Origin of the sequence: Castellaniella hirudinis (genome assembly GCF_042651965.1) — a bacterium.
GTDB classification, from domain to species: Bacteria; Pseudomonadota; Gammaproteobacteria; order Burkholderiales; family Burkholderiaceae_B; genus Castellaniella; species Castellaniella hirudinis.
This window is the reverse complement of the sequence record NZ_JBHSDY010000010.1, coordinates 220,194-239,814: the sequence shown is the minus strand read 5'-3', so window position 1 is coordinate 239,814 and position 19,621 is coordinate 220,194. Positions and strand designations below refer to the sequence as shown.

Here is a 19,621-nt window from a genome sequence, read left to right as displayed (position 1 = left end):
TTACCAGCAGTCCCCATGTCCGAGACCATTATATTCAAGCCCGCCCTGCAATGGTCCGGCGCCCTGCGACGCTATTTGACGGCCCGCCCCGACCAGGAACCGCGCCTGGCGGTCGATGCCGCTCAGCCCGTCTCCCGCAAAACCCTGAGCGACTGGTACGCGGAACTACTCGGCCCCGAGGCCGCTCGACCGATTCCCCAGGCGGAACTGCGGCGCGCCCTGCGGCAATTGCGCGCGCGGGTCTTTGCCACGCTGACGGTGCGCGACGTCGCCGGGCTAGCGCCGCTGCACGAAGTCGTGGCGGCCATGTCCCAACTGGCCGACCTGGCGGTGGGCGAGGCCTATGCCTGCGCCATGCACGCGCTGATGGAGACCCACGGCGTTCCCCGCCGCGCCGACACCGGCGCGCCCCAGGACATGCTGATTCTGGGCATGGGCAAGCTGGGCGGCAAGGAATTGAACGTCTCGTCCGACATCGACCTGATCATGCTCTACGACGAAGAGGGCGAGACCGACGGCCGACGGCGCATCAGCAACCACGAGTTCTACGGCAAGGTCTGCCGGCTGATGATGCCGATCCTGTCGGAGCCCGACGCCGACGGCTACGTGTTTCGCACCGACCTGCGCCTGCGCCCGGACGGCGACAGCGGGCCGCTGGCCTGGAGCCTGGCCGCGCTGGAGAACTATCTGGTGGTCCAGGGCCGGGAATGGGAGCGCTATGCCTGGCTCAAGGCGCGGCTGATCCCCTGCCCCCTCTTCGACGAGGCCGCCTTCGCCGCGCAAGCGCGCGATGTCGAGTCCCTGCGGCGGCCCTTTGTGTACCGCAAGTATTTCGACTTCGATGCGCTGTCGGCCCTGCGCGGCCTGCGCGAGCGCATCCGCATGGACTGGCAGCGCCGCGCCCAGGCGCGCAAGGGTCTGGACACCCGCCACAACATCAAGCTGGGTGAAGGCGGCATCCGCGAGATCGAATTCGTCATCCAGTTGAACCAGTTGATCCGGGCGGGCCGCCAGCCTTCTCTGCAGCAGCGCAATCTGCTGGCCGCCCTGCACAAGCAGCGCCGCGCCGGCATCCTGGACGAGACCGAGGCCGCCGGCCTGGAAGCCGCCTACACCTATCTGCGGCGAGTCGAGCACATGCTGCAATACCGCGAAGACGAGCAGACCCACCTGCTGCCCCGCACGGACGAAGGCATGGACGCCCTGGCCCGGGCGATGGGCCATGCCGACACGGCCGCATTCCTGTCCGAGCTGGACCGGCACCGCGCCTGCGTCGCGCACTGCTTTCGCGATGCCTTCCGCATCGCCGGCATGGGCGGCGAGACGCAAGAGCCGGAGGCTCCGCACACGACTGACACACCCGCCGCGCCGCTGTCGGACGACCAGGCCGATGCCATGCAGGCCCGCATCGACACCCTGCTCGACAGCCATCGGATCCGCAGCCTGCCCCGCGCCAGCCTGCAACGCCTGCAGGCCCTGCTGCCGGGCCTGACCCAGGCGGCGGCCCGCACGGAGGATCCGCTGGTCGCGCTGCAACGGCTGTTGAATCTGGTGGAGCACATCGCCCAGCGCAGCGCCTATCTGGCGCTGCTGGCCGAATACCCGGAAACCCTGGCCCGCGTGGCGCGCATCGTCCAGGCCAGTCCCTGGGCCTCGGAATACCTGACCCGCTATCCGCTGCTGCTGGACAGCCTGATCGAATGGCGCAGCCTGATGCAGGCGCCCGACTTCCCGGCCCTGGCCGAACAATTGCGCAGCGATCTGGACGCCTGCCTGCTGCCCGACGGGCAGCCCGACGTCGAGCAGCAGATGAACCTGATGCGCGACGTCCAGCACCAGATCACCTTTCAACTGCTGGCCCAGGATCTGGAAAACGTCATCAGCGTCGAAGGGCTGGCCGATCACCTGTCGGCCCTGGCCGATCTGATGCTGGCCGAAGCCATCCACCGGGTCTGGCCCCAGGTGCTGCCGCGCGAACGCCGCGCCGATCCGGGCGAACCGCGCTTTGCCATCATTGCCTACGGCAAGCTGGGCGGCAAGGAGATCGGCTACGCCTCGGACCTGGACCTGGTCTTTCTGTACGACGATCCGGACCAGGAAGCCGGCGAGCGCTACGCCAAGCTGGGGCGCCGGGTGGCATCCTGGTTGTCCACCCTGACCTCGTCGGGCCGGCTGTACGAGATCGACCTGCGCCTGCGTCCTGACGGTGACGCAGGACTGCTGGCCCTGCCGATCGACGCGTTCGAGCACTATCAGTTGACGCAGGCCTGGCCCTGGGAGCACCAGGCGCTGACCCGGGCGCGCTTCGTGGCGGGCGACACGGCCATCGGCGCGCGTTTCGAAGACATCCGCGAGCGCATTCTGCTGCTGCCGCGCGACCCGGAGGCCCTGGGCCGCGAGGTGCGGGCGATGCGCGAGAAGATTTCGCAGGGGCACCCCAACCGCAGCGGCGACTTCGATCTGAAGCACGACCGGGGCGGGATGGTGGACATCGAGTTCATCACGCAGTTTCTGGTGCTCAGCCAATCCGGCGCGCACCCGGAACTGTTGGGGAACCTGGGGAATATCGCGTTGCTGGGGCTGGCGGCGCGGGCCGGGCTGATTCCGGGGGCGCTGGCGGCCGAGGCGGCGGATGCGTACCGGGTGTTCCGCCGGCGCCAGCATACCTTGCGGCTGCAGGGGGCGGACAAGGCGCGGGTGCCCCAGACGGAGTTTGCGCTGGAGCGGCGGGCGGTGAAGGAATTGTGGGGAGTGGTGTTGGGTTCGTAGTTTTTCTTAGCTGGAAGGGCTCATTCGGATGAAGCTCATCGTCGCGTCCACTCCCCGGGGCGCAGGTCGCATTTTGGCGGCTTCGCCGAAAAGGTGGAAGTGAGCTCCAACAGCACCCCGGGGAGTGGACGCGACGATTGACGTCATGCGGCGCCTCTCTAGTTGAAATTCAGCCCCCCCTCCCCTGCGCCGCCGCCGGCATCGGGCAAGTGGAACTCCGCCTTTTGCGGATCGACGTGCTTGTCGCCGCGATAATGCGTCACCAATTGCGGGAAGAAGACCAGGATGGCGACCATCAGGATCTGGATGGCGAGGAAAGGCAGTGCGCCGCGGTAGATCTGCCCCGTGGTGACAGGCTCGATTCTGCGGCCGGTGATCTTGTCCACGTACGGCGCCCTGGGGGCCACCGAACGCAGGAAGAACAAGGAAAACCCGAACGGCGGATGCATGAAGCTGGTCTGCATATTGACGGCGATCAGCACGCCGAACCAGATCAGGTCGATGCCCATCTTGTCGGCCACCGGGCCGATCAGGGGGATGATGATGAAGGCCAGCTCGAAAAAATCCAGGAAGAAGGCCAGGAAGAAAATCATCACGTTGACGACGATCAGAAAACCCGTCGTCCCGCCCGGCAGAGAACTGAGCAGGTGCTCCACCCAGCGGTGGCCATCCACGCCGTAGAAGGTCAGCGAAAACACCCGCGCGCCGATCAGGATGAACATCACGAACGCCGACAGGCGGGTCGTGGTTTCCAAAGCCGAACGCACCACCCCGAAAGAGAGACGCCCCTTGAACGCTGCGATCGCCAGCCCGCCGACCGCGCCCATGGCCCCGCCTTCGGTGGGCGTCGCGATGCCCAGGAAGATGGTGCCCAGCACCAGAAACACCAGCCCCAGCGGTGGAATCAGCACGATGATGACCTGCTGCGCCAGACGCGACAGCAGGCCCAGCTTCAAGCGCTGGTCCAGCACTGTCGCCAGGTACACCGCAACGACGCCCGCCGTCACGCTCCAGATGCCGGCATGGCCATGCAGCACGGGGCTCAGGACTCGATGGGCCGCATAGGCGATGCCCAGCATGGCGAGCAAGGCGACCACCAACGAGGTCGCGCCCTGCCCCAGCGTACGCGCCTCTTTCGGGAAAGCCGGCATGGACGCAGGCCTGAGGATCGACAGGATGAAGATGTAGAGGACATACAGCCCGACCAGCAGCAGGCTGGGCACCAAAGCACCCGCATACATGTCGCCGACCGAACGTCCCAACTGGTCAGCCAGGACGATCAGCACCAGAGACGGGGGAATGATCTGCGCCAGTGTGCCGGACGCGGCGATCACGCCGGACGCCAGCCTGCGGTCGTAGCCATAACGCAGCATGATCGGCAGCGACACCAATCCCATGGCGATCACCGAAGCCGCCACGACACCCGTGGTGGCCGCCAGCAGCGCCCCCACGAAGATCACGGCGTACGCCAACCCGCCACGGATCGGACCGAACAACTGGCCGATGGTTTCGAGCAGGTCTTCAGCCATGCCGGATCGTTCAAGCACAAGCCCCATAAAGGTGAAAAAAGGAATGGCCAGGAGCGTCTCGTTGGACATCACGGACCACAATCGATCGGGCAGCGCGGCCAGCAAAGGCCACGACAGATTGATGGCGCCGTCGGAATAAGGCGCGAGCTCGACACCGATGATGAAGAAGAACAGGCCGTTGGCCGCCAGGGAAAAGGCGACGGGATAGCCGATGAGCAAAAAAACGACCAGGGAGGAAAACATGATCGGCGCCATGTTCTCGGCGATGAGATGGATCATTTTCCTTCCTCCCCGGCGGCACGGGCGGCCGGATCCGCACCCGGGCCGGCGGCTTCCGGCTCGGCGGCCCCGCTGTCTTCAAGGACGTTCATCAGAATGGCCGCTTTCTTGATGATTTCCGAAATTCCCTGGAACATCAGCAGCACGAAACCGGCCAGCAGCAGCGCCTTGGCGGGCCACAGGATGAGGCCGCCCGCGCTGTTCGAGACTTCGCCCGACGCATAGGACAGGCCGACATAGGGAATCAGGTAGGCCGTGATCGTCGCCGTGAAGGGCATGAGGAAGAAGACGTGGCCGAACAGATCGACCTTGTGCTGGCTGCGGCGAGAGAGCTTGCCGTACAGGATGTCGACACGGATGTGCTCGTTCTTGCGCAGCGCGTAGGCAGACGCCAGGAGAAAGGCCGCGCCGTACAAATACCACTGGATTTCCAGCCAGGCGTTCGACGACATGTCGAACGTCTTTCGGACGACCGCGTTGCCGGCGCTGATGAGCAGCGAAGCGAAAATCAGCCAGATGACCGACCTTCCTATCACTGAATTGGTTCGATCGATGATCGATGCAAATGTGAGAAGCATGCGTCACTCCCGGGATGGAGAGCCATCCGGTATTTGGAAGGGTGCGAGAGGGTGAAACGGCGGCGGTCCGCCTCGCGAGCCGCCGCCTTGGCGGGCCTAGAGCTTGCCTTCGCGCTGCAGGCTCATCATGTAGTTGTCATGACCGGCTTCCGCGATCTGCGCCCAGAGATAGGCATCGCGCCGGAAGCTCACCTGACTGTCGTAGATCTTCTTGAAGTTGGCATTTCCGCTCGACAGTTCGGCCGCGACTTCGTTGGAAGCATTCCAGCAGGCGTCCAGGACCTCTTTCTTGAACAGACGCAGCTTCGCCCCATTGGCCACCAGCCTGCGGATCGCCTGGGGATTCTCGTGGTCGTAATGCGCGACCACATTGCCATTGACCGCTTCGCAGGCCACGCGGACGGCCTGCTGGTAGACGGGCGGCAGTTCTTTCCACTTGCCGGCATTGACGAAGGTATAGATCAGGGACTGGCCTTCCCACCAGCCCGGGTAATAGTAATAAGGCGCCACTTTGTAGAGGCCCAGCTTTTCATCGTCGTAAGGCCCGATCCACTCGGCGGCGTCGATCGTGCCGCGCTCGAGCGAGGTATAGATTTCCCCCGCCGGGATGGCCTGCGGTACGGCGCCCAGTTTTTCCAGCACCTTCCCGACATAGCCGCCGACCCGCAACTTCAGTCCCTTCAGGTCTTCGACAGCGTTGATTTCCTTGCGGAACCAGCCGCCCATCTGGGCGCTCGTGTTGCCGCACGGCAGTCCGTACAGGCCATGCTGCTGATAGAAATCGTTGAGCAGATCGTTGCCGCCGCCGTAATAAAGCCAGGCATTGGTCTGGCGCGTGTTCAGCCCGAACGGGATGGAGGAACCCAGGGCCCAGGTGGGATCCTTGCCCCAGTTGTACTGGGGCGGCATATAAGCCATTTCAACCGTGCCGGCCGCAGCGGCATCCGCCGACTGAAAAGGCGGCACCAGTTCACCGGCGGCGAACACCTGGATGTTGAACTTTCCATTCGTCAACACCCGTACGTGATCGGCCAGCATCGTGGCCGTGTTGAAAATCACGTCAAGCGACTTCGGGTAAGCCGACACCAGCCGCCAATTCAGTTTCGGTTCGGATTGCGCGAATGCCGGCGCCGCGATCGAGGCGGAAGCGGCCGCCGCCGTGGCGGTCAGGAAAGACCTTCTCTTCATGAACGTCATGCTTGTCTCCAAATGTTTTAGATTTCAAATAACTACTGATGCTTGACTGCGTTGATACCGGCCCGGAGGCTGTCCGCACGGGGTCGCGTCCGGGCCGCAGGCTCCATCAGCCCGCGTTCTTCCAGCGTCCAATCCCATCGAACCCCGGACCGCCATCCCGGGGATGGGTCTTGCGGCCATAGCCCTCATGCAGATCCAGTCCGCGCTGGAACCACCCGCTGATCGGATCGTCCGCCGCCAGGATTTCGAAATCGGTCGCCAGACGCCCCCACTGGAAGGCGGCGAGCACGATGTAGTCCGCATGGCCGGGGGCCTGCCCCGCCAGCCAGGGCTGCTTGTACAGCGTCAGGCGGATGGGATGGATGGCCTTTCTGAAAGCCTGCACTGTCTGTTCCCGCGTGGACTGGGCTTCTTCCAGCGTCATGCCCAGCATTTCCTCGCGCGTCCGGCGGAAATAAGGCCGGTCATAAGGATCCATGCGGTCGAACACGTCGCGCGAAACGAGCCGCAGGATGGTCGGATGGATCACCTTGTCGGTGAAGCACTCCACAAAACGGGTCAAACCCTGACCCACGGGACCGCCCAGCAGCGTGGGGCGATCCGGAAACTGTTCGTCCAGGAATTCGGCGATATTCCAGCTATCCTCGACAAAGGTGTCGCCGATGCGGATCGCCGGGACCGTGCGGTTCGTACCTCCCAGCTCACCAATGTCGGGAAAACCAATGTGCACCGACTGGAAGGACAGGCCCTTGTGGGCCAGGCCGAAACGGGTACGCCAGCAAAAGGGGCTGAAGCGGGTGTCGTCGGCGGCCGCCAGCTCATAGAGAATGATGTCGCTGCTCATGCCTGCGCCCCCTGCGACACTGCCCCCTTGCTTTGCCGGGCCAGAGCCAGGATGCGCTGCGACGCGCGCAGCACCGGTTTTTGCAGCATCAGGCCATCCAGCACGGCCAGGCCGGTGGAGCCCCCCGCCTTGAACGCCGCCACCGCCCGCTCGGCGCGGGCAATCTCTTCTTCGCTCGGCGTGAAGTACTGATGCACCACGGGAATCTGCGTCGGATGGATGCAGGATTTGCCCGTGAAACCCAGTTCGGCGGCATGCGCCGCAGCGGCATGCAGACCGTCCATGTCTTCCAGATGGATATGCGGCACGTCCATCACGTCCAGGTCAAAGGTCGCGCCGGCATGTGCGACCCGCGAGCGGGCGTAGAGCAACGCTTGCGGGGTGCGCTTGCAGCGCAGGTCGGCGGAAAGATCGACCTCACCGAACAACAGGCAGGCCATGCGCGGGCTGGCGCCCGCGATCTGGAAGACATTCTCCAGGCCGTGATTGGTTTCGAGCGTCACGTAGAACTTGCACCGCGCGGCGTTGCCCTGCAGCAGTTCATCCAGCAACTGGACTTCGGCGGCGGAGCGGACCTTGGTCATCATGACGGCGTCGGGCACGTGCTCCAGGCTCAGCAGGGCTTCGATGTCCCGCAGGCCGTGAACCGTGTCCAGGCCGTTGATCCGCAGCACGCGCTCGCATCCCGAGGGGTGGGGTTCTGCGAACAAAGGCATCACGAGACTGCGGGCCTCGTCTTTGTGGGCCACGGCCACGGCATCTTCCAGGTCGATGCAAACAACGTCGGCGCCGGCGGCCATCGCCTTGCGGGCGCGGTCGGGCCGCAGCCCCGGCGCGAACAACATGCTGCGCCGGGCGATGGGATCGGTATGGGTTTCCATGAAGTCTCCAGGGTGATGGGTCTGGAGGCCACTTTACGGACCGGGGTCGGATTGATACAGTGACAGTCGCCCAAGTAATCGACTGGTACAGTTGCCCTGTGATCCCAGGTGCAGAGGAAGTCCCGAATGACGCGCTACATGGCAATCGTCGAAAGCTTCACCGAGTCCATCCGCCATGGCGTCCTGCGACCGGGCGATCCCCTGCCGTCGGTCCGCAAGGCCGCAGAACAGCTCAAGGTCAGCAAAGGCACGGTCGTGCAGGCGTATTCGGTCCTGGAAGCGCACTATCTGATCGAAGCCCGGCCGCAGTCCGGGTTCTACGTGCGCGCGCATGCCCCCGGCGCCACCCGGCTGCCCAGCGCGGGCCTGACCCGTCCCACCGTCGTCCGCTCCGACACGCCGGACCGCATGCGCACCACCCTGGGAGACCTGGTGGGCGCACGCATCACCTCGCTTGGATCCTCGTTCGTCAATCCGTCCCTGTTCCCCATCCAGAGCCTGAATCAGGCGCTGCGCGCCAGCAGCCGCCAAAACGATTACTCGCGGACGCTGGTCGACCTGCAACTGGGCCTGCCCGCCTTGCGCCGGGCGATCGCGCAGCGTTACCTGAAACTGGGCTACGCCGTGCCCATGGACGAAATCATCATCACCTGCGGCGGCATGGAGGCGATCAGCCTTTCCCTGCAGGCGGTCACCCGGCCTGGGGACCTGGTGCTGATCGATTCACCGATGTTCTTCTCAGGCCTGCAACTGCTTAAGCAACTGGGCCTGGGGGCGCTGGAAATGCCGACCGATCCGGAAAGCGGCCTGGACCTGGACCTGCTGGACGAAACCCTGTCGAACCATCAGGTCGCGGCCTGCCTGCTGATGCCGACCTGCCAGAACCCCCTGGGATTTTCGATGCCGGAATCGAAAAAACGCCAACTCGTCGACGTGCTGCGCCGACACGGCGTACCGCTGGTGGAAAACGATGTCTACGCGGAGCTGCAGTTCGATCAGCAGAAGACGCGCGCCGCCAAGGCGTTCGACACGGAAGGCATGGTGCTGCATTGCGGCTCTTTCACCAAGTGCCTCGCGCCGGGCTTCAAGATCGGATGGGTGGCGGCGGGCCGCCACCGGGAGGCGATCGCCAACCGGAAATTCGCCACCACGCTGGGGACGTCGATCCCGCCACAGGCCGCGATCGCCCACTATCTGCTCCATCATGCGTATGACAGGCATCTGCGCAGCCTGCGCCAATTCCTGCAGGCGCGCGTTCACCAGATGACGCACGCGCTCTCCTCGTACTTCCCTGCAGGCACTTCGATCTCCAGGCCGCAGGGCGGTCACGTGCTCTGGGTGGAAATGCCGTCGGAGGTCGACTCGTTCAAACTCTTCGAGCTTGCGGCATCACACGACATCGGCATCGCGCCCGGACCGATCTTCTCGGCCCACCAGCAGTACACGAACTACATCCGCCTGAACTGCAGCCACCCCTGGTCCGATTCCCTGGACAAAACCCTGCAATGGCTCGGCAGGACTGTCTCCCAGATGTCAAAAGGCAAAACCCCGTCATGAGCCCTCCTGCACCTGGAACGCCCGCGCCAGCCCGGGCGAGAAATACGCGACGTTGATGCGGGTCGCCGCCCGGTGATCCGCCGACACGGAAAACGCCGAGCCCGGCAGCAGCAGGATGCGCTTTTCCTCCAGGCGCGCGATGAAGTCCGTCAGGTCGGGCAGGGCCGGATGACGGACCCAGAGGAACATGCCGCCGGCGGGCGCGACTTCGAAGCGCCAGCCGCGTTGGCGCAAGGCCTTTTGCGCCAGTTGCTGTTGCGTGGCCAGCCGCCGCTGGATGGCGCGTGCATGCCGCAGATAGGTGCCGTCGGCCAGGATGGTGTGCACGAAGCGTTCGCAGAATCCGGGCACCGCCACGCTGGTCAGCAGTTTCAGGCGCACCAGCGGTTCCACCAAGGCCTGCGGGCACGCCAGATAGCCGATCCGCAGCGAAGCCGACAGGGACTTGGAAAAGCTGCCGATGTAGACGACGCGCTCCAGGCCGTCCAGTTCCGCAAAGGTCTGGCGGCCCTCGGGATGAAAGTCGCCGTACACATCGTCCTCGACAATCAGGAAATCGTGCTCTACGGCCCGCTTCAACACGCCGAAGGCCGACCGGGGCGACAGCCCCGCGCCTGTCGGATTATGGAAGGTGCTGTTGCAGAAGAAGGCGCGAACGCGGTGCTGCGACAGGATCTCGTCCAGCACGACGAGATCAGGACCGTCCTCGCGGCGCGGCACCCCGATCGGAACGCCGCCGCACAAGCGGATCAGCCGCGCCAGATTGCCATTGCACGGTTCGTCCACCAGCACGCAATCGCCGGGCGACAGCAGGTGCCGCGCGACCAGGTCCAGCGCCTGCGTGGCGCCCAGGGTGGTGATCATCCGCCCCGGCGCGACATCCAGCCGCACGGTCTGCCGCAGGTGCGCGGACAAGAGCTGGCGCAGCGGCACGTAACCCTGGATGTCGCCGTATTCAATCAGGCCGCTCTGGCCCAAGCGTGCCGTCCGGCGAATGGCGCGCGCCAGCAGCTCGGTGTCGCGCCAGAGCGGCGGCAGCCAGCCGCAGCCCAGTTTGACCATCAGGCCGGGCGGCGTCTGCAGCAATTTGAACAGCGGATCACCCGGCAGCGCCGGCTCCGCGGCAAGCGACGCCGGCACGGGCAAAGGTCCCTGAAGCGCCACGTAATAGCCCCGGCCCTGCTGCGCCTCCAGCAGGCCGTCGCCGACCAGACGGCCGTAGGCGCTGACCACGGTGTGCAGGCTGACCCGCCGCTGCGCGGCCATGGCCCGGATGGAAGGCAGCCGCTGGCCCCGTTCCCATCGGCCCGCCAGCAGGTCCGTCCGGAGATCATCGTAGAAGCCCATCACGACCCGTCCAACTGTTTGAAAAAATACGCGAACAGTTTACGGAAAAAGCGGACGGGTGTTTCCGACATACGGACGCCGGGATGCCACAATGCGTGCCAACGAAACGCGAATGGACGAAACCCGATGACCCCCATGCTGCCCTTCAGGACCTACCTGTATTTCCTGGCGCAATCCATCAATCTGACCACCGCCGTGATGTCGGTGGCCATGGCGGCCATCGTGGGGGCGTCGCTGACGCCCAGCCTCTGGCTGTCGACCGTGCCCTACGGGTTTCAGTTCCTGTTCGTGATGCTGATGACGGTGCCCGCGTCCCGGCTGATGAAGCGCATCGGCCGCAAGCCCGCATTCCTGCTGGCGACCCTACCTCTGGCGCTGTCGGGCGTCACGGGCTATTTCGCCGTCGACCGGGCTTCATTCGCGCTGCTGATCGTGTCGCACGCGCTGCTGGGCACCTACATCGCCTTCGCTAACTTCAACCGCTTCGCGGCGACCGACGGCCTGGACGCCCAGCTCAAGCCCAAGGCGATCTCGCTGGTCGTGGCGGGCGGCGTCCTGGCGGCACTGACCGGCCCGCTGCTGGCCGATCGTCTGAAGGATGCCGCCGGCTACGCGCCCTTCGCGCTGTGCTACGCCGCGTTCATCGGCCTGGCGCTGCTGTCCTTTCTGGTGCATCTGTCGGTCAAGGAGTCACCGGACGCCGCGCGGCCCCAGGCCGCCGTGGCGGGACACGCAGGCGCCGCCTGGGACGTCATCCGGCGCACACCCGCCCTGGCGGCGGCGATCGCCGTGGGCGCGCTGGGCTACGGCATCATGAATCTGCTGATGATCCAGGCTTCGCTGCACATGGCCGGCCTGCACATGCACTTCTCGGACGTCGGGACGGCCATCCAGTGGCACGTGGTGGCGATGTTCGCGCCGTCCTTCTTCACCGGCGCGATCATCGGCCGGCTCGGACTCAGGACCGTGATCGCCGGCGGCATCCTCCTGCTGATCGCCGCCAGCATCCTGAACCTGCTGTCCAACGACTACTTCATGCTGGTCGCCAGCCTGGTGGTGCTGGGCCTGGGATGGAACTTCACCTATGTAGGCGGCAGCGCCCTGCTCGCCCGGATCCTGGGTGAACAACCCCACGCGATCGAGGTGCAAGGCCTGAACGACCTGGGGCTGTCCGTGATGGCCACCGCCGGCGCCTTCCTGCCCGCCCTGCTACTGCAGGGGCTCGGCTGGACCGGCACCAATCTGGCCTGCATCATGCTGTGCCTGGCGCTGCTGCTCTACGTCCATCGCTGCCTGAGAAACCATCCGGCGGCGGATGTGGAGTCCGCGGCGGCGAGGGCTTGAGGGCGGCCGGACCCGGCGCCAGGCATGGATCCGGGCGCTAAGCCTGCAGCGCCGCCGCCACGGACACGGACAGCGGCGTCGTCGGCCGGCCGATCAGCGCCGACAGGCGACGGCCGTCATCGAACAACGCGCCCTGCGACGCATCGACGTCCCAGCCGGCGATCGCCCGGGCAAGATCCGGCGGCAGGCCATGATCGGCCAGGATGGCGGCATAGCCGGCCTGGGGCAGGTTGCGATAGGGAATCGTCCGGCCCGTCTGGCGCGAGATCTCGGCGGCCAGTTCGTCCAGCGTGTAGGCCGTGTCGCCGGCCAGTTCATAAGTCTGCCCTTCGTGACCGGCGCTGGTCAGGACTACGGCAGCAGCCTCGGCGTAATCCGCACGCGCGGCCGAGGCGATCCGGCCCTGGCCGGCGCTGCCGACCAAGGCGCCGCCCGCCAGCGCACCCGCCACGGCCCCCATGTAGTTTTCGGTGTACCAACCGTTGCGCAGGATCGTCCAGTTCAGGCCGGAGTCCTTCAGCATCCGCTCGGTGTCCCGGTGTTCGCCCGCCAGGCTGAGCGCCGAAGTATCGGCATGCAGCAGGCTGGTGTAGACGACATGCCGCACGCCCGCCGACCGGGCCGCCTCGATGGCGTGGCGGTGCTGTTCGGCGCGGCGACCGACTTCGCTGGAAGAAATCAGCAGCAGCGTGTCCACGCCCGACAGCGCCGCCGCCAGGGTTTCCGGCCGGTCGTAGTCGGCCTCGTGCACCGGGATGCCCAGATCGGCCGCCTTGGCCGGCGTGCGCGCCAACGCCCGCAGGCGGGCAGGCTCCACGCGGGTCTTCAGCCCTTCGACGGCCAGACGGCCAAGTTGCCCCGTCGCGCCGGTGATGGCAATGGTCATGATGTTTCGTCCTTGAAAGTGAGTGTGACGTCACTCTATCCCATGAACAAACTTTTAGTAAGTACGCACATAAATGTTAGTATTGGAATCGTGACATCATTGATCCGCGCCCTCCGCCCAGCCGAACCCGCACGCCCCCACGCCACTTGCTCACGACATGATCCCACCCGCCCTACCGCTTGCCGCCGACGCCGCCCCCCTGCCCCTGTCGCAGCAGTTGCGGCCCGGCAACCTGCTGGCCGCCGATTGTCCTTCCCGCGAGGTGCTCAAGCACGTCACCAGCCGCTGGGGCGTCCTGGTGCTGATCGTCCTGGAAACCCGGATGCATCGCTTCAGTGAACTGCGACGCGCCATCGGCGGCGTCAGCGAACGCATGCTGGCGCAGACCTTGCAATGGCTCGAAGGCGACGGGCTGGTGCTGCGCACCGCGCTGGAGGTCGTGCCGCCCCACGTCGAATACAGCCTGACCCCGCTGGGCCGCGAGGCCGCCGAAAAAGTGCGGATCCTGGCCGACTGGATCGAGATCAATCTGCCCCGGATTCACCCTGCAACCTGACGGGCAATCATCATGATCCGATATATCATCCTGACCTGCCTGGGCTTTGTGGCAGCCTCCACACTGGCGACCTGGCTGTATGGCGCCTTTGCAGCCCGCGTCCAGGGAGAAGACGCCTACGCACTGTCCACCGAGGGCGGCCATACGCCGCTCGACCTGAAAATCGGCGCCGTGACGGCCGCGCACCCGGGTAAAAGCGGCCTGCACCTGCTGGACCAGAATCTGGACGCCTTTGCGGCGCGCGGCCTGTCGGCCCGCCAGGCCGGGCGCTCGCTCGACCTGATGTACTACATCTGGCACGAGGACCTGACGGGCCGCCTGCTGCTGTCCGAGGTACTGGCCGCAGCAGAACGCGGCGTGCGGGTGCGGATGCTGATCGATGACATCGGCACCAGTCACACGGGGGACGCGATGATCGCGCTGGCGCATCATCCGCAGATCGAAATCCGCCTGTTCAATCCGACCCGCGCCCGCGCGGGCGGCCTGCGGCGAGGCATCGAAATGGCCTTGCGGGCCTTCAGCGTGACGCGGCGCATGCACAACAAGGCCTGGATCGTCGATGGGCGTCTCGCCATCCTGGGCGGGCGCAACATCGGCGACGAATACTTCGACGCCGCCGAAGACACCAATTTCCGTGACATGGACGTGCTGGCCATCGGGCCGGTCGTCAGGCAGACGGAACAGGTGTTCGACGACTACTGGAACAGCGGCGTGGCACTGCCGCTGGACAAGCTCTCGCCGCTGCAGAACCCGGCGGCCGCGCTGGAAAAGATCGCCCCCGGACTGCGCGCCGCCCTCTCCGAGACCGGGGCCCGTCCCTACCTGAAGCGTCTGGCCGAGCGTCTCTCGCTCCTCGACCCCGGGACGGAGCAAACCGACTGGATGAGCAGCGCGCGCATCATTGCCGACCCGCCGCAGAAGGCGCTCGGCCAAGGCGGCGAGAACTGGCTGATGCACGAACTGCTGCCGGTCTTCGAGGGTGCGCAGAAACGCATCGAGATCACCTCGCCCTACTTCATCCCGGGAGACCTCGGCACGGCGAAGCTCGCCGCCCTGGCCGCCCGAGGCGTGTCCGTGTCCATCCTGACCAACTCCCTGGCGGCGACCGACGTCGCAGCGGTGCATGGCGGCTATGCGCGCTATCGCGTCCCGCTGCTCGAGGCGGGAATCAAGCTATGGGAGCTGCGGCCCGAGGCTCAGAAAAACGACTTCTCGCTGCGCGGATCGAGCCGCGCCAGCCTGCATACCAAGGCCTTCACCGTCGACGGACGCTCGGGCTTCATCGGCTCGATGAATCTCGACCCGCGTTCGACCTCGCTCAATACCGAGATGGGGGTGCTCTTCGACTCCGCAGCGCTGGCGGCAAAAATGGATGCCGTCTGGCAGAGCGAAACCGATCCCGAGCACAGCTATGCGGTTCAACTGACGTCTCAAGGCAGGCTGAGCTGGAGCACGCGCCGCAACGGCGAGACCGTCCGCTACGACCAGGAACCGGACACCTCATGGCTGCGCCGGCTGGTTGCGCGCGTCATCGGCCTGTTGCCGCTGGAGTCCCAGCTTTAGGCCGGGGCACGCAGCAGGCGGCGCAGCCCCAAAACGCGCGGGCGTGAAGCCGGTCACCCCGGCTCCACGCCCGCAGCGTGCCGTCCCGTACGACTTTATTGCAGCGTGCGTTCGAACACGAACCGTTCGCCGTCCCAGTCCACCGGCACCACGTCATTCGGGCCGAAGCGGCCTTCCAGAATCAGGCGCGCCACGGGGTTTTCCACATACTGCTGGATGGCGCGCTTCAAGGGCCGCGCGCCGAACACCGGGTCGTAGCCTGCGCGGGCCAGCTCCTGGACCGCCGCCTCGGACACTTCCAGGCGCATTTCCTGCTGGGCCATGCGCTCGGCCAGGCGCTTCAACTGGATACGGGCGATCGGCTCGATGTGCGTCGCATCCAGGCCGTGGAAGACCACGATCTCGTCGATCCGGTTGAGGAATTCCGGCCGGAACGCCGTCTTCAGTTCGTCGCGGATGACTTCCTTGACGACTTCATACGGCTGATCGGCCATGTTCTGGATGTGCTGCGAACCGATATTGGACGTCATGATGACCACCGTATTGCGGAAATCCACGGTGCGGCCCTGGCCGTCGGTCAGGCGGCCGTCGTCCAGCACTTGCAGCAGCACATTGAACACGTCCGGGTGGGCCTTTTCGACCTCGTCGAGCAGGATCACGCTATAGGGTTTGCGGCGCACGGCTTCCGTCAGATAGCCGCCTTCTTCGTAGCCCACGTAGCCCGGGGGCGCGCCGATCAGGCGGGCCACGGAATGTTTTTCCATGAACTCGCTCATGTCGATGCGCACCAGGTGGCTGTCCGAATCGAACAGAAACCGCGCCAGCGCCTTGGTCAGCTCGGTCTTGCCCACGCCGGTCGGCCCCAGGAACAGGAACGAACCGTAGGGGCGGTTCGGGTCCGACAGCCCGGCGCGCGAGCGGCGGATGGCCTCGGACACCAGGCGCACGGCCTCGTCCTGACCCACCACCCGTTCGTGCAGCACGGCTTCCATGCCCAGCAGCTTGGCGCGTTCGCCCTGCATCATGCGCGACACGGGGATGCCGGTGGCGCGCGACACGACCTCGGCGATTTCCTCGGCGCCGACCTGGGTGCGCAACAGGCGCGGCTTGGCGGCGTCCTCGGCCTTGGGCGCGGATTCCGCCGCCTTCAGGCGGGCTTCCAGTTCGGGCAGGCGTCCGTACTGAAGCTCGGCCAGTTTGTCGTACTGACCCTTGCGCTGCAGTTCCGCCATTTCGGCGCGGACCTGGTCGATTTCCTCTTTCACCGCCTGCGAGCCCTGGACGGCGGCTTTTTCCGCCTTCCAGACTTCCTCGTAGTCGTTGTATTCGCGCTGCAACGATTCCAGTTCGTCCTCGATCGCCTTCAGGCGGCGCTCGGAGGCCTCGTCCTTGTCCTTCTTGACGGCCTCGCGCTCGATCTTCAACTGGATGATGCGCCGGTCGAGCCGGTCCATGACTTCCGGCTTGGAGTCGATTTCCATGCGGATGCGCGCCGCCGCTTCGTCGATCAGGTCGATGGCCTTGTCGGGCAGGAAGCGGTCGGTGATGTAGCGATGCGACAGTTCCGCCGCCGCGACGATGGCCGGGTCGGTGATCTGCACGCCATGGTGCAGTTCGTAGCGTTCCTGCAGGCCGCGCAGAATGGCAATGGTGGATTCCACGTCGGGCTCGTCCACCAGCACCTTCTGGAAGCGGCGCTCCAGCGCGGCGTCCTTTTCGATGTACTGGCGGTATTCATCCAGCGTGGTCGCGCCCACGCAATGCAGTTCGCCGCGCGACAGCGCGGGTTTCAGCATATTGCCGGCGTCCATGGCGCCCTCGGCCTTGCCGGCGCCGACCATAGTGTGCAGTTCATCGATGAAGACAATGGTCTGGCCCGAATCCTGGGACAGCTCCTTCAACACCGCCTTCAGGCGTTCCTCGAACTCGCCCCGGTATTTGGCCCCGGCCAGCAGTCCGGCCAGGTCCAGCGTCAGCACGCGTTTGCCTTTCAGCGTCTCGGGGACTTCGCCGTTGACGATGCGCTGGGCCAGGCCTTCGACAATCGCGGTCTTGCCCACGCCGGGCTCGCCGATCAGCACGGGGTTGTTCTTGGTGCGGCGCTGCAGGATCTGGATGGTGCGGCGGATCTCGTCGTCGCGCCCGATCACCGGGTCGAGCTTGCCCTCGCGGGCGCGGGCGGTCAGGTCCAGGGTGTATTTTTTCAGCGCCTGGCGGTTGTCCTCGTCTTCGGCGCCCGACACGGACGCCCCGCCGCGCACCGCCTCGATGGCGGTTTCCAGCGCCTTGCGCTGCAGGCCGGATTCGCGCAGGGCGCGGCCGACCTCGCCCTTGTCATCGGCCAGGGCCAGCAGATAGAGTTCGCTGGCGATGTAGGCGTCGCCGCGCTGCCCGGCTTCTTTGTCGGTGCGCGCCAGGGCGGCCTGCAGTTCGCGGCCGGCCTGGACATTGCCTTCGGCCCCCTGGATCGTGGGCATGGCCTTGATCTGGCGGTCCAGTTCGGCCTGCAGGCGCGGCACGGCCACGCCCGCGCGGGCCAGCAGGCTGGCCGCGCCGCTGTCCGCATCGGCCAGCAAGGCCGACAACAGGTGGGCGTTTTCAATATAGGGGTGGTCGTGGCGCACCGCGAGGCTCTGGGCATCGGCGAGCGCCTGCTGGAACTTCGTCGTCAGTTTGTCGAATCGCATGAGTGGGTCCCTTGAATGGGAGGGGGCGTCGCGCCCCGATGCCAGATAGATAAGGGCGGAAGGTGGATTTTCAAGCGTTTGTCAAATGCCGCGGACGCAAACGCCAGACCCGCCCTCCAACGCGCCACGATCGCTTTCTCATGGACTGTAGCGACACGTCCGCCACGGGATACGGTCCACGGCTCCGATTGAGAAAAATCAAAGTCTTACCAGATAAATCCGCCGGCGGACGATCAGCCGTCGCGTCCCGGGCTTACCCTTGTCACACCCCCTGACGGCCCCGATTCGGGCCGCTTTCGCCTTGCCCGAAGGACAGCCATGAACGCACATCAGGACTGGGACCCCCGCGCCCCTGAAGTCCTTGCCGACCCGATTGCCGCCTATGACCGCATGCGCCGCCGCTGCCCGGTGGCGCACAGCGACTACCTGCATCATTCCGTGTTCCGCCACGCCGACGTCACGCGGATTCTGCTGGACCACAAGACCTTCAGCAGCCAGGCGTCCCGCCACGTGTCCGTGCCCAACAGCATGGACCCTCCCGAGCACACCGCGTATCGCCGGCTGATCGAGCCCTACTTCGGCCCCGACCGGATGGCGGCCTTCGAGCCGGTCTGCCGCCGTCTCTGCGCGGACCTGATCGCCGCCCTGCCGCGCGACGCGGACGTCGAGATCATGTTCGGCCTGGCGCACCCCTTCGCCCTGCGCATGCAGTGCGCCTTCCTGGGCTGGCCCGACAGCTTGCACGAGCCGCTGCGGCAGTGGATCCATCAAAAGAACGTCGCCACGCTGTCCGGCGACGCTCACGCGATCGCGGCCGTGGCCACCGAGTTCGACCAGACCATCCGCGCCCTGCTGAAAGTCCGCCGCGACGCCGGCGACCAGGCGCCGGACGACATCACCACAAGCCTGCTGCGCGAGACCGTGGACGGCCGCCCGCTGGCTGAAGACGAAATCGTCAGCATTCTGCGCAACTGGACCGTCGGCGAACTGGGCACCATGGCGTCCAGCATCGGCATCATCGCCCACTATCTGGCGACCCACCCCGAACTGCAGGACCGCCTGCGACGCCATCCGGAACAGGTCCGGCCCGCCAACGACGAGATCCTGCGCATCCACGCCCCGCTGATCGCCAACCGCCGCGCCGCCACCTGTCCGGTGCGCCTGGGCGGCACGCAAATCCAGGCCGGCGAACGGCTCACGCTGATCTGGGCCTCGGCCAACCGCGACGAGACCGTCTTCGGCGACCCGGACGAATTCCGCCTGGACCGGGATCCGTCCCTGAACCTGCTGTACGGAGCCGGCATTCACGTCTGTCCCGGCGCGCCTTTGGCGCGGCTGGAGATCGAAGCCATGATCCAGGCCCTGCTGGCAGGCACGCGCGCCCTGGAACCCGTTGCCGGACAGCCGCCCATGCCGGCCATCTACCCGGCCAGCGGCTACCGTCAGGCGATGCTGCGCTTGCGCCGCACCTGAGGCGTGAAGAGTCCCGGCGCCCCCGGCAGCAAGCAGCCAAAGGCTGCGCAGCGTGGGGGCGCAATTTCGTGGCGAAGAAAGGACACTGCATAAGCTCATCGCGCAATCTCATACCAAGCAGCGGTTATATC

At 65.8% G+C, this 19,621-nt stretch carries 14 protein-coding genes; 6 read left to right on the top strand and 8 right to left on the bottom strand.

Translation table 11 applies throughout. The features are described 5' to 3' along the window. Positions 1-15 precede the first annotated feature (15 nt). Positions 16-2,769, top strand: coding sequence for a bifunctional [glutamate--ammonia ligase]-adenylyl-L-tyrosine phosphorylase/[glutamate--ammonia-ligase] adenylyltransferase (gene glnE, locus ACFO0J_RS14795; protein WP_376813853.1), 2,754 nt, complete (start codon positions 16-18; stop codon positions 2,767-2,769). Positions 2,770-2,927: 158 nt separating this feature from the next. Here glnE and ACFO0J_RS14790 read toward each other — a convergent pair whose 3' ends face one another. The 5 genes from ACFO0J_RS14790 to ACFO0J_RS14770 form a co-directional block, all read right to left on the bottom strand. After that, positions 2,928-4,577: a TRAP transporter large permease gene (locus tag ACFO0J_RS14790; RefSeq protein ID WP_376813852.1), complete on the bottom strand. Its 1,650-nt coding sequence runs from the start codon at positions 4,575-4,577 to the stop codon at positions 2,928-2,930. After that, positions 4,574-5,155, bottom strand: coding sequence for a TRAP transporter small permease subunit (locus ACFO0J_RS14785; RefSeq protein WP_376813851.1), 582 nt, complete (start codon positions 5,153-5,155; stop codon positions 4,574-4,576). Before ACFO0J_RS14785 ends, ACFO0J_RS14790 begins: the two co-directional genes overlap by 4 nt. Positions 5,156-5,251: 96 nt before the next feature. Continuing rightward, complete coding sequence (locus ACFO0J_RS14780; RefSeq protein ID WP_376813850.1) at positions 5,252-6,352, bottom strand: TRAP transporter substrate-binding protein; 1,101 nt, start codon at positions 6,350-6,352, stop codon at positions 5,252-5,254. Positions 6,353-6,458: 106 nt separating this feature from the next. Further along, a complete protein-coding gene (locus ACFO0J_RS14775) occupies positions 6,459-7,196 on the bottom strand; it encodes a glutathione S-transferase family protein (RefSeq protein ID WP_376813849.1) in 738 nt (245 codons plus the stop codon). Beyond that, positions 7,193-8,077 carry an HpcH/HpaI aldolase/citrate lyase family protein gene (locus ACFO0J_RS14770; protein WP_376813848.1) on the bottom strand — a complete coding sequence of 295 codons (885 nt, stop codon included), beginning with the start codon at positions 8,075-8,077 and terminating at the stop codon, positions 7,193-7,195. The genes ACFO0J_RS14775 and ACFO0J_RS14770 overlap by 4 nt, the downstream gene beginning before the upstream one ends. Positions 8,078-8,203: 126 nt before the next feature. Here ACFO0J_RS14770 and ACFO0J_RS14765 point away from each other — a divergent pair, with 126 nt between their 5' ends. Further along, entirely contained in the window at positions 8,204-9,634 is a 1,431-nt protein-coding gene (locus ACFO0J_RS14765; RefSeq protein ID WP_376813847.1) for an aminotransferase-like domain-containing protein, read from the top strand. On the opposite strand, the gene ACFO0J_RS14760 is transcribed toward ACFO0J_RS14765, so the two are convergent. Then, on the bottom strand, positions 9,629-10,981 hold the full coding sequence (locus ACFO0J_RS14760; RefSeq protein ID WP_376813846.1) for an aminotransferase-like domain-containing protein: 1,353 nt from the start codon (positions 10,979-10,981) through the stop codon (positions 9,629-9,631). The genes ACFO0J_RS14765 and ACFO0J_RS14760 overlap by 6 nt on opposite strands. Before the next feature lie 126 nt (positions 10,982-11,107). Between ACFO0J_RS14760 and ACFO0J_RS14755 the strand changes: the two genes are divergently transcribed. Next, entirely contained in the window at positions 11,108-12,325 is a 1,218-nt protein-coding gene (locus ACFO0J_RS14755; protein WP_376813845.1) for an MFS transporter, read from the top strand. Between the two features lie 37 nt (positions 12,326-12,362). Here ACFO0J_RS14755 and ACFO0J_RS14750 read toward each other — a convergent pair whose 3' ends face one another. Beyond that, entirely contained in the window at positions 12,363-13,211 is an 849-nt protein-coding gene (locus tag ACFO0J_RS14750; protein ID WP_376813844.1) for an SDR family oxidoreductase, read from the bottom strand. A gap of 157 nt (positions 13,212-13,368) precedes the next feature. On the opposite strand from ACFO0J_RS14750, the gene ACFO0J_RS14745 reads away from it, so the two are divergent. Beyond that, on the top strand, positions 13,369-13,767 hold the full coding sequence (locus ACFO0J_RS14745) for a winged helix-turn-helix transcriptional regulator (protein ID WP_376813843.1): 399 nt from the start codon (positions 13,369-13,371) through the stop codon (positions 13,765-13,767). 12 nt (positions 13,768-13,779) lie between these two features. Next, positions 13,780-15,330, top strand: coding sequence for a phospholipase D family protein (locus ACFO0J_RS14740; RefSeq protein WP_376813842.1), 1,551 nt, complete (start codon positions 13,780-13,782; stop codon positions 15,328-15,330). A 95-nt stretch (positions 15,331-15,425) separates the two neighbouring features. On the opposite strand, the gene clpB is transcribed toward ACFO0J_RS14740, so the two are convergent. Continuing rightward, the gene (clpB, locus tag ACFO0J_RS14735) at positions 15,426-18,017 is read right to left on the bottom strand and encodes an ATP-dependent chaperone ClpB (RefSeq protein WP_376813841.1); all 2,592 of its coding nucleotides are present in this window, start codon (positions 18,015-18,017) and stop codon (positions 15,426-15,428) included. Positions 18,018-18,335: 318 nt separating this feature from the next. On the opposite strand from clpB, the gene ACFO0J_RS14730 reads away from it, so the two are divergent. Then, positions 18,336-19,490 (top strand): cytochrome P450, encoded by a 1,155-nt coding sequence (locus ACFO0J_RS14730; RefSeq protein ID WP_376813840.1) that lies wholly within the window; start codon positions 18,336-18,338, stop codon positions 19,488-19,490. The last annotated feature ends 131 nt before the right edge of the window (positions 19,491-19,621 follow it).

Excerpts from the sequence above, each read along its gene's own strand:
- clpB (WP_376813841.1), bottom strand. The coding sequence starts at position 18,017 with ATGCGATTCGACAAACTGACGACGAAGTTCCAGCAGGCGCTCGCCGAT.
- ACFO0J_RS14785 (WP_376813851.1), bottom strand. The coding sequence starts at position 5,155 with ATGCTTCTCACATTTGCATCGATCATCGATCGAACCAATTCAGTGATA.
- ACFO0J_RS14750 (WP_376813844.1), bottom strand. The coding sequence starts at position 13,211 with ATGACCATTGCCATCACCGGCGCGACGGGGCAACTTGGCCGTCTGGCC.
- ACFO0J_RS14760 (WP_376813846.1), bottom strand. The coding sequence starts at position 10,981 with ATGGGCTTCTACGATGATCTCCGGACGGACCTGCTGGCGGGCCGATGG.
- ACFO0J_RS14740 (WP_376813842.1), top strand. The coding sequence starts at position 13,780 with ATGATCCGATATATCATCCTGACCTGCCTGGGCTTTGTGGCAGCCTCC.
- ACFO0J_RS14775 (WP_376813849.1), bottom strand. The coding sequence starts at position 7,196 with ATGAGCAGCGACATCATTCTCTATGAGCTGGCGGCCGCCGACGACACC.
- glnE (WP_376813853.1), top strand. The coding sequence starts at position 16 with ATGTCCGAGACCATTATATTCAAGCCCGCCCTGCAATGGTCCGGCGCC.
- ACFO0J_RS14745 (WP_376813843.1), top strand. The coding sequence starts at position 13,369 with ATGATCCCACCCGCCCTACCGCTTGCCGCCGACGCCGCCCCCCTGCCC.
- ACFO0J_RS14730 (WP_376813840.1), top strand. The coding sequence starts at position 18,336 with ATGAACGCACATCAGGACTGGGACCCCCGCGCCCCTGAAGTCCTTGCC.
- ACFO0J_RS14780 (WP_376813850.1), bottom strand. The coding sequence starts at position 6,352 with ATGACGTTCATGAAGAGAAGGTCTTTCCTGACCGCCACGGCGGCGGCC.
- ACFO0J_RS14755 (WP_376813845.1), top strand. The coding sequence starts at position 11,108 with ATGACCCCCATGCTGCCCTTCAGGACCTACCTGTATTTCCTGGCGCAA.
- ACFO0J_RS14790 (WP_376813852.1), bottom strand. The coding sequence starts at position 4,577 with ATGATCCATCTCATCGCCGAGAACATGGCGCCGATCATGTTTTCCTCC.
- ACFO0J_RS14770 (WP_376813848.1), bottom strand. The coding sequence starts at position 8,077 with ATGGAAACCCATACCGATCCCATCGCCCGGCGCAGCATGTTGTTCGCG.
- ACFO0J_RS14765 (WP_376813847.1), top strand. The coding sequence starts at position 8,204 with ATGACGCGCTACATGGCAATCGTCGAAAGCTTCACCGAGTCCATCCGC.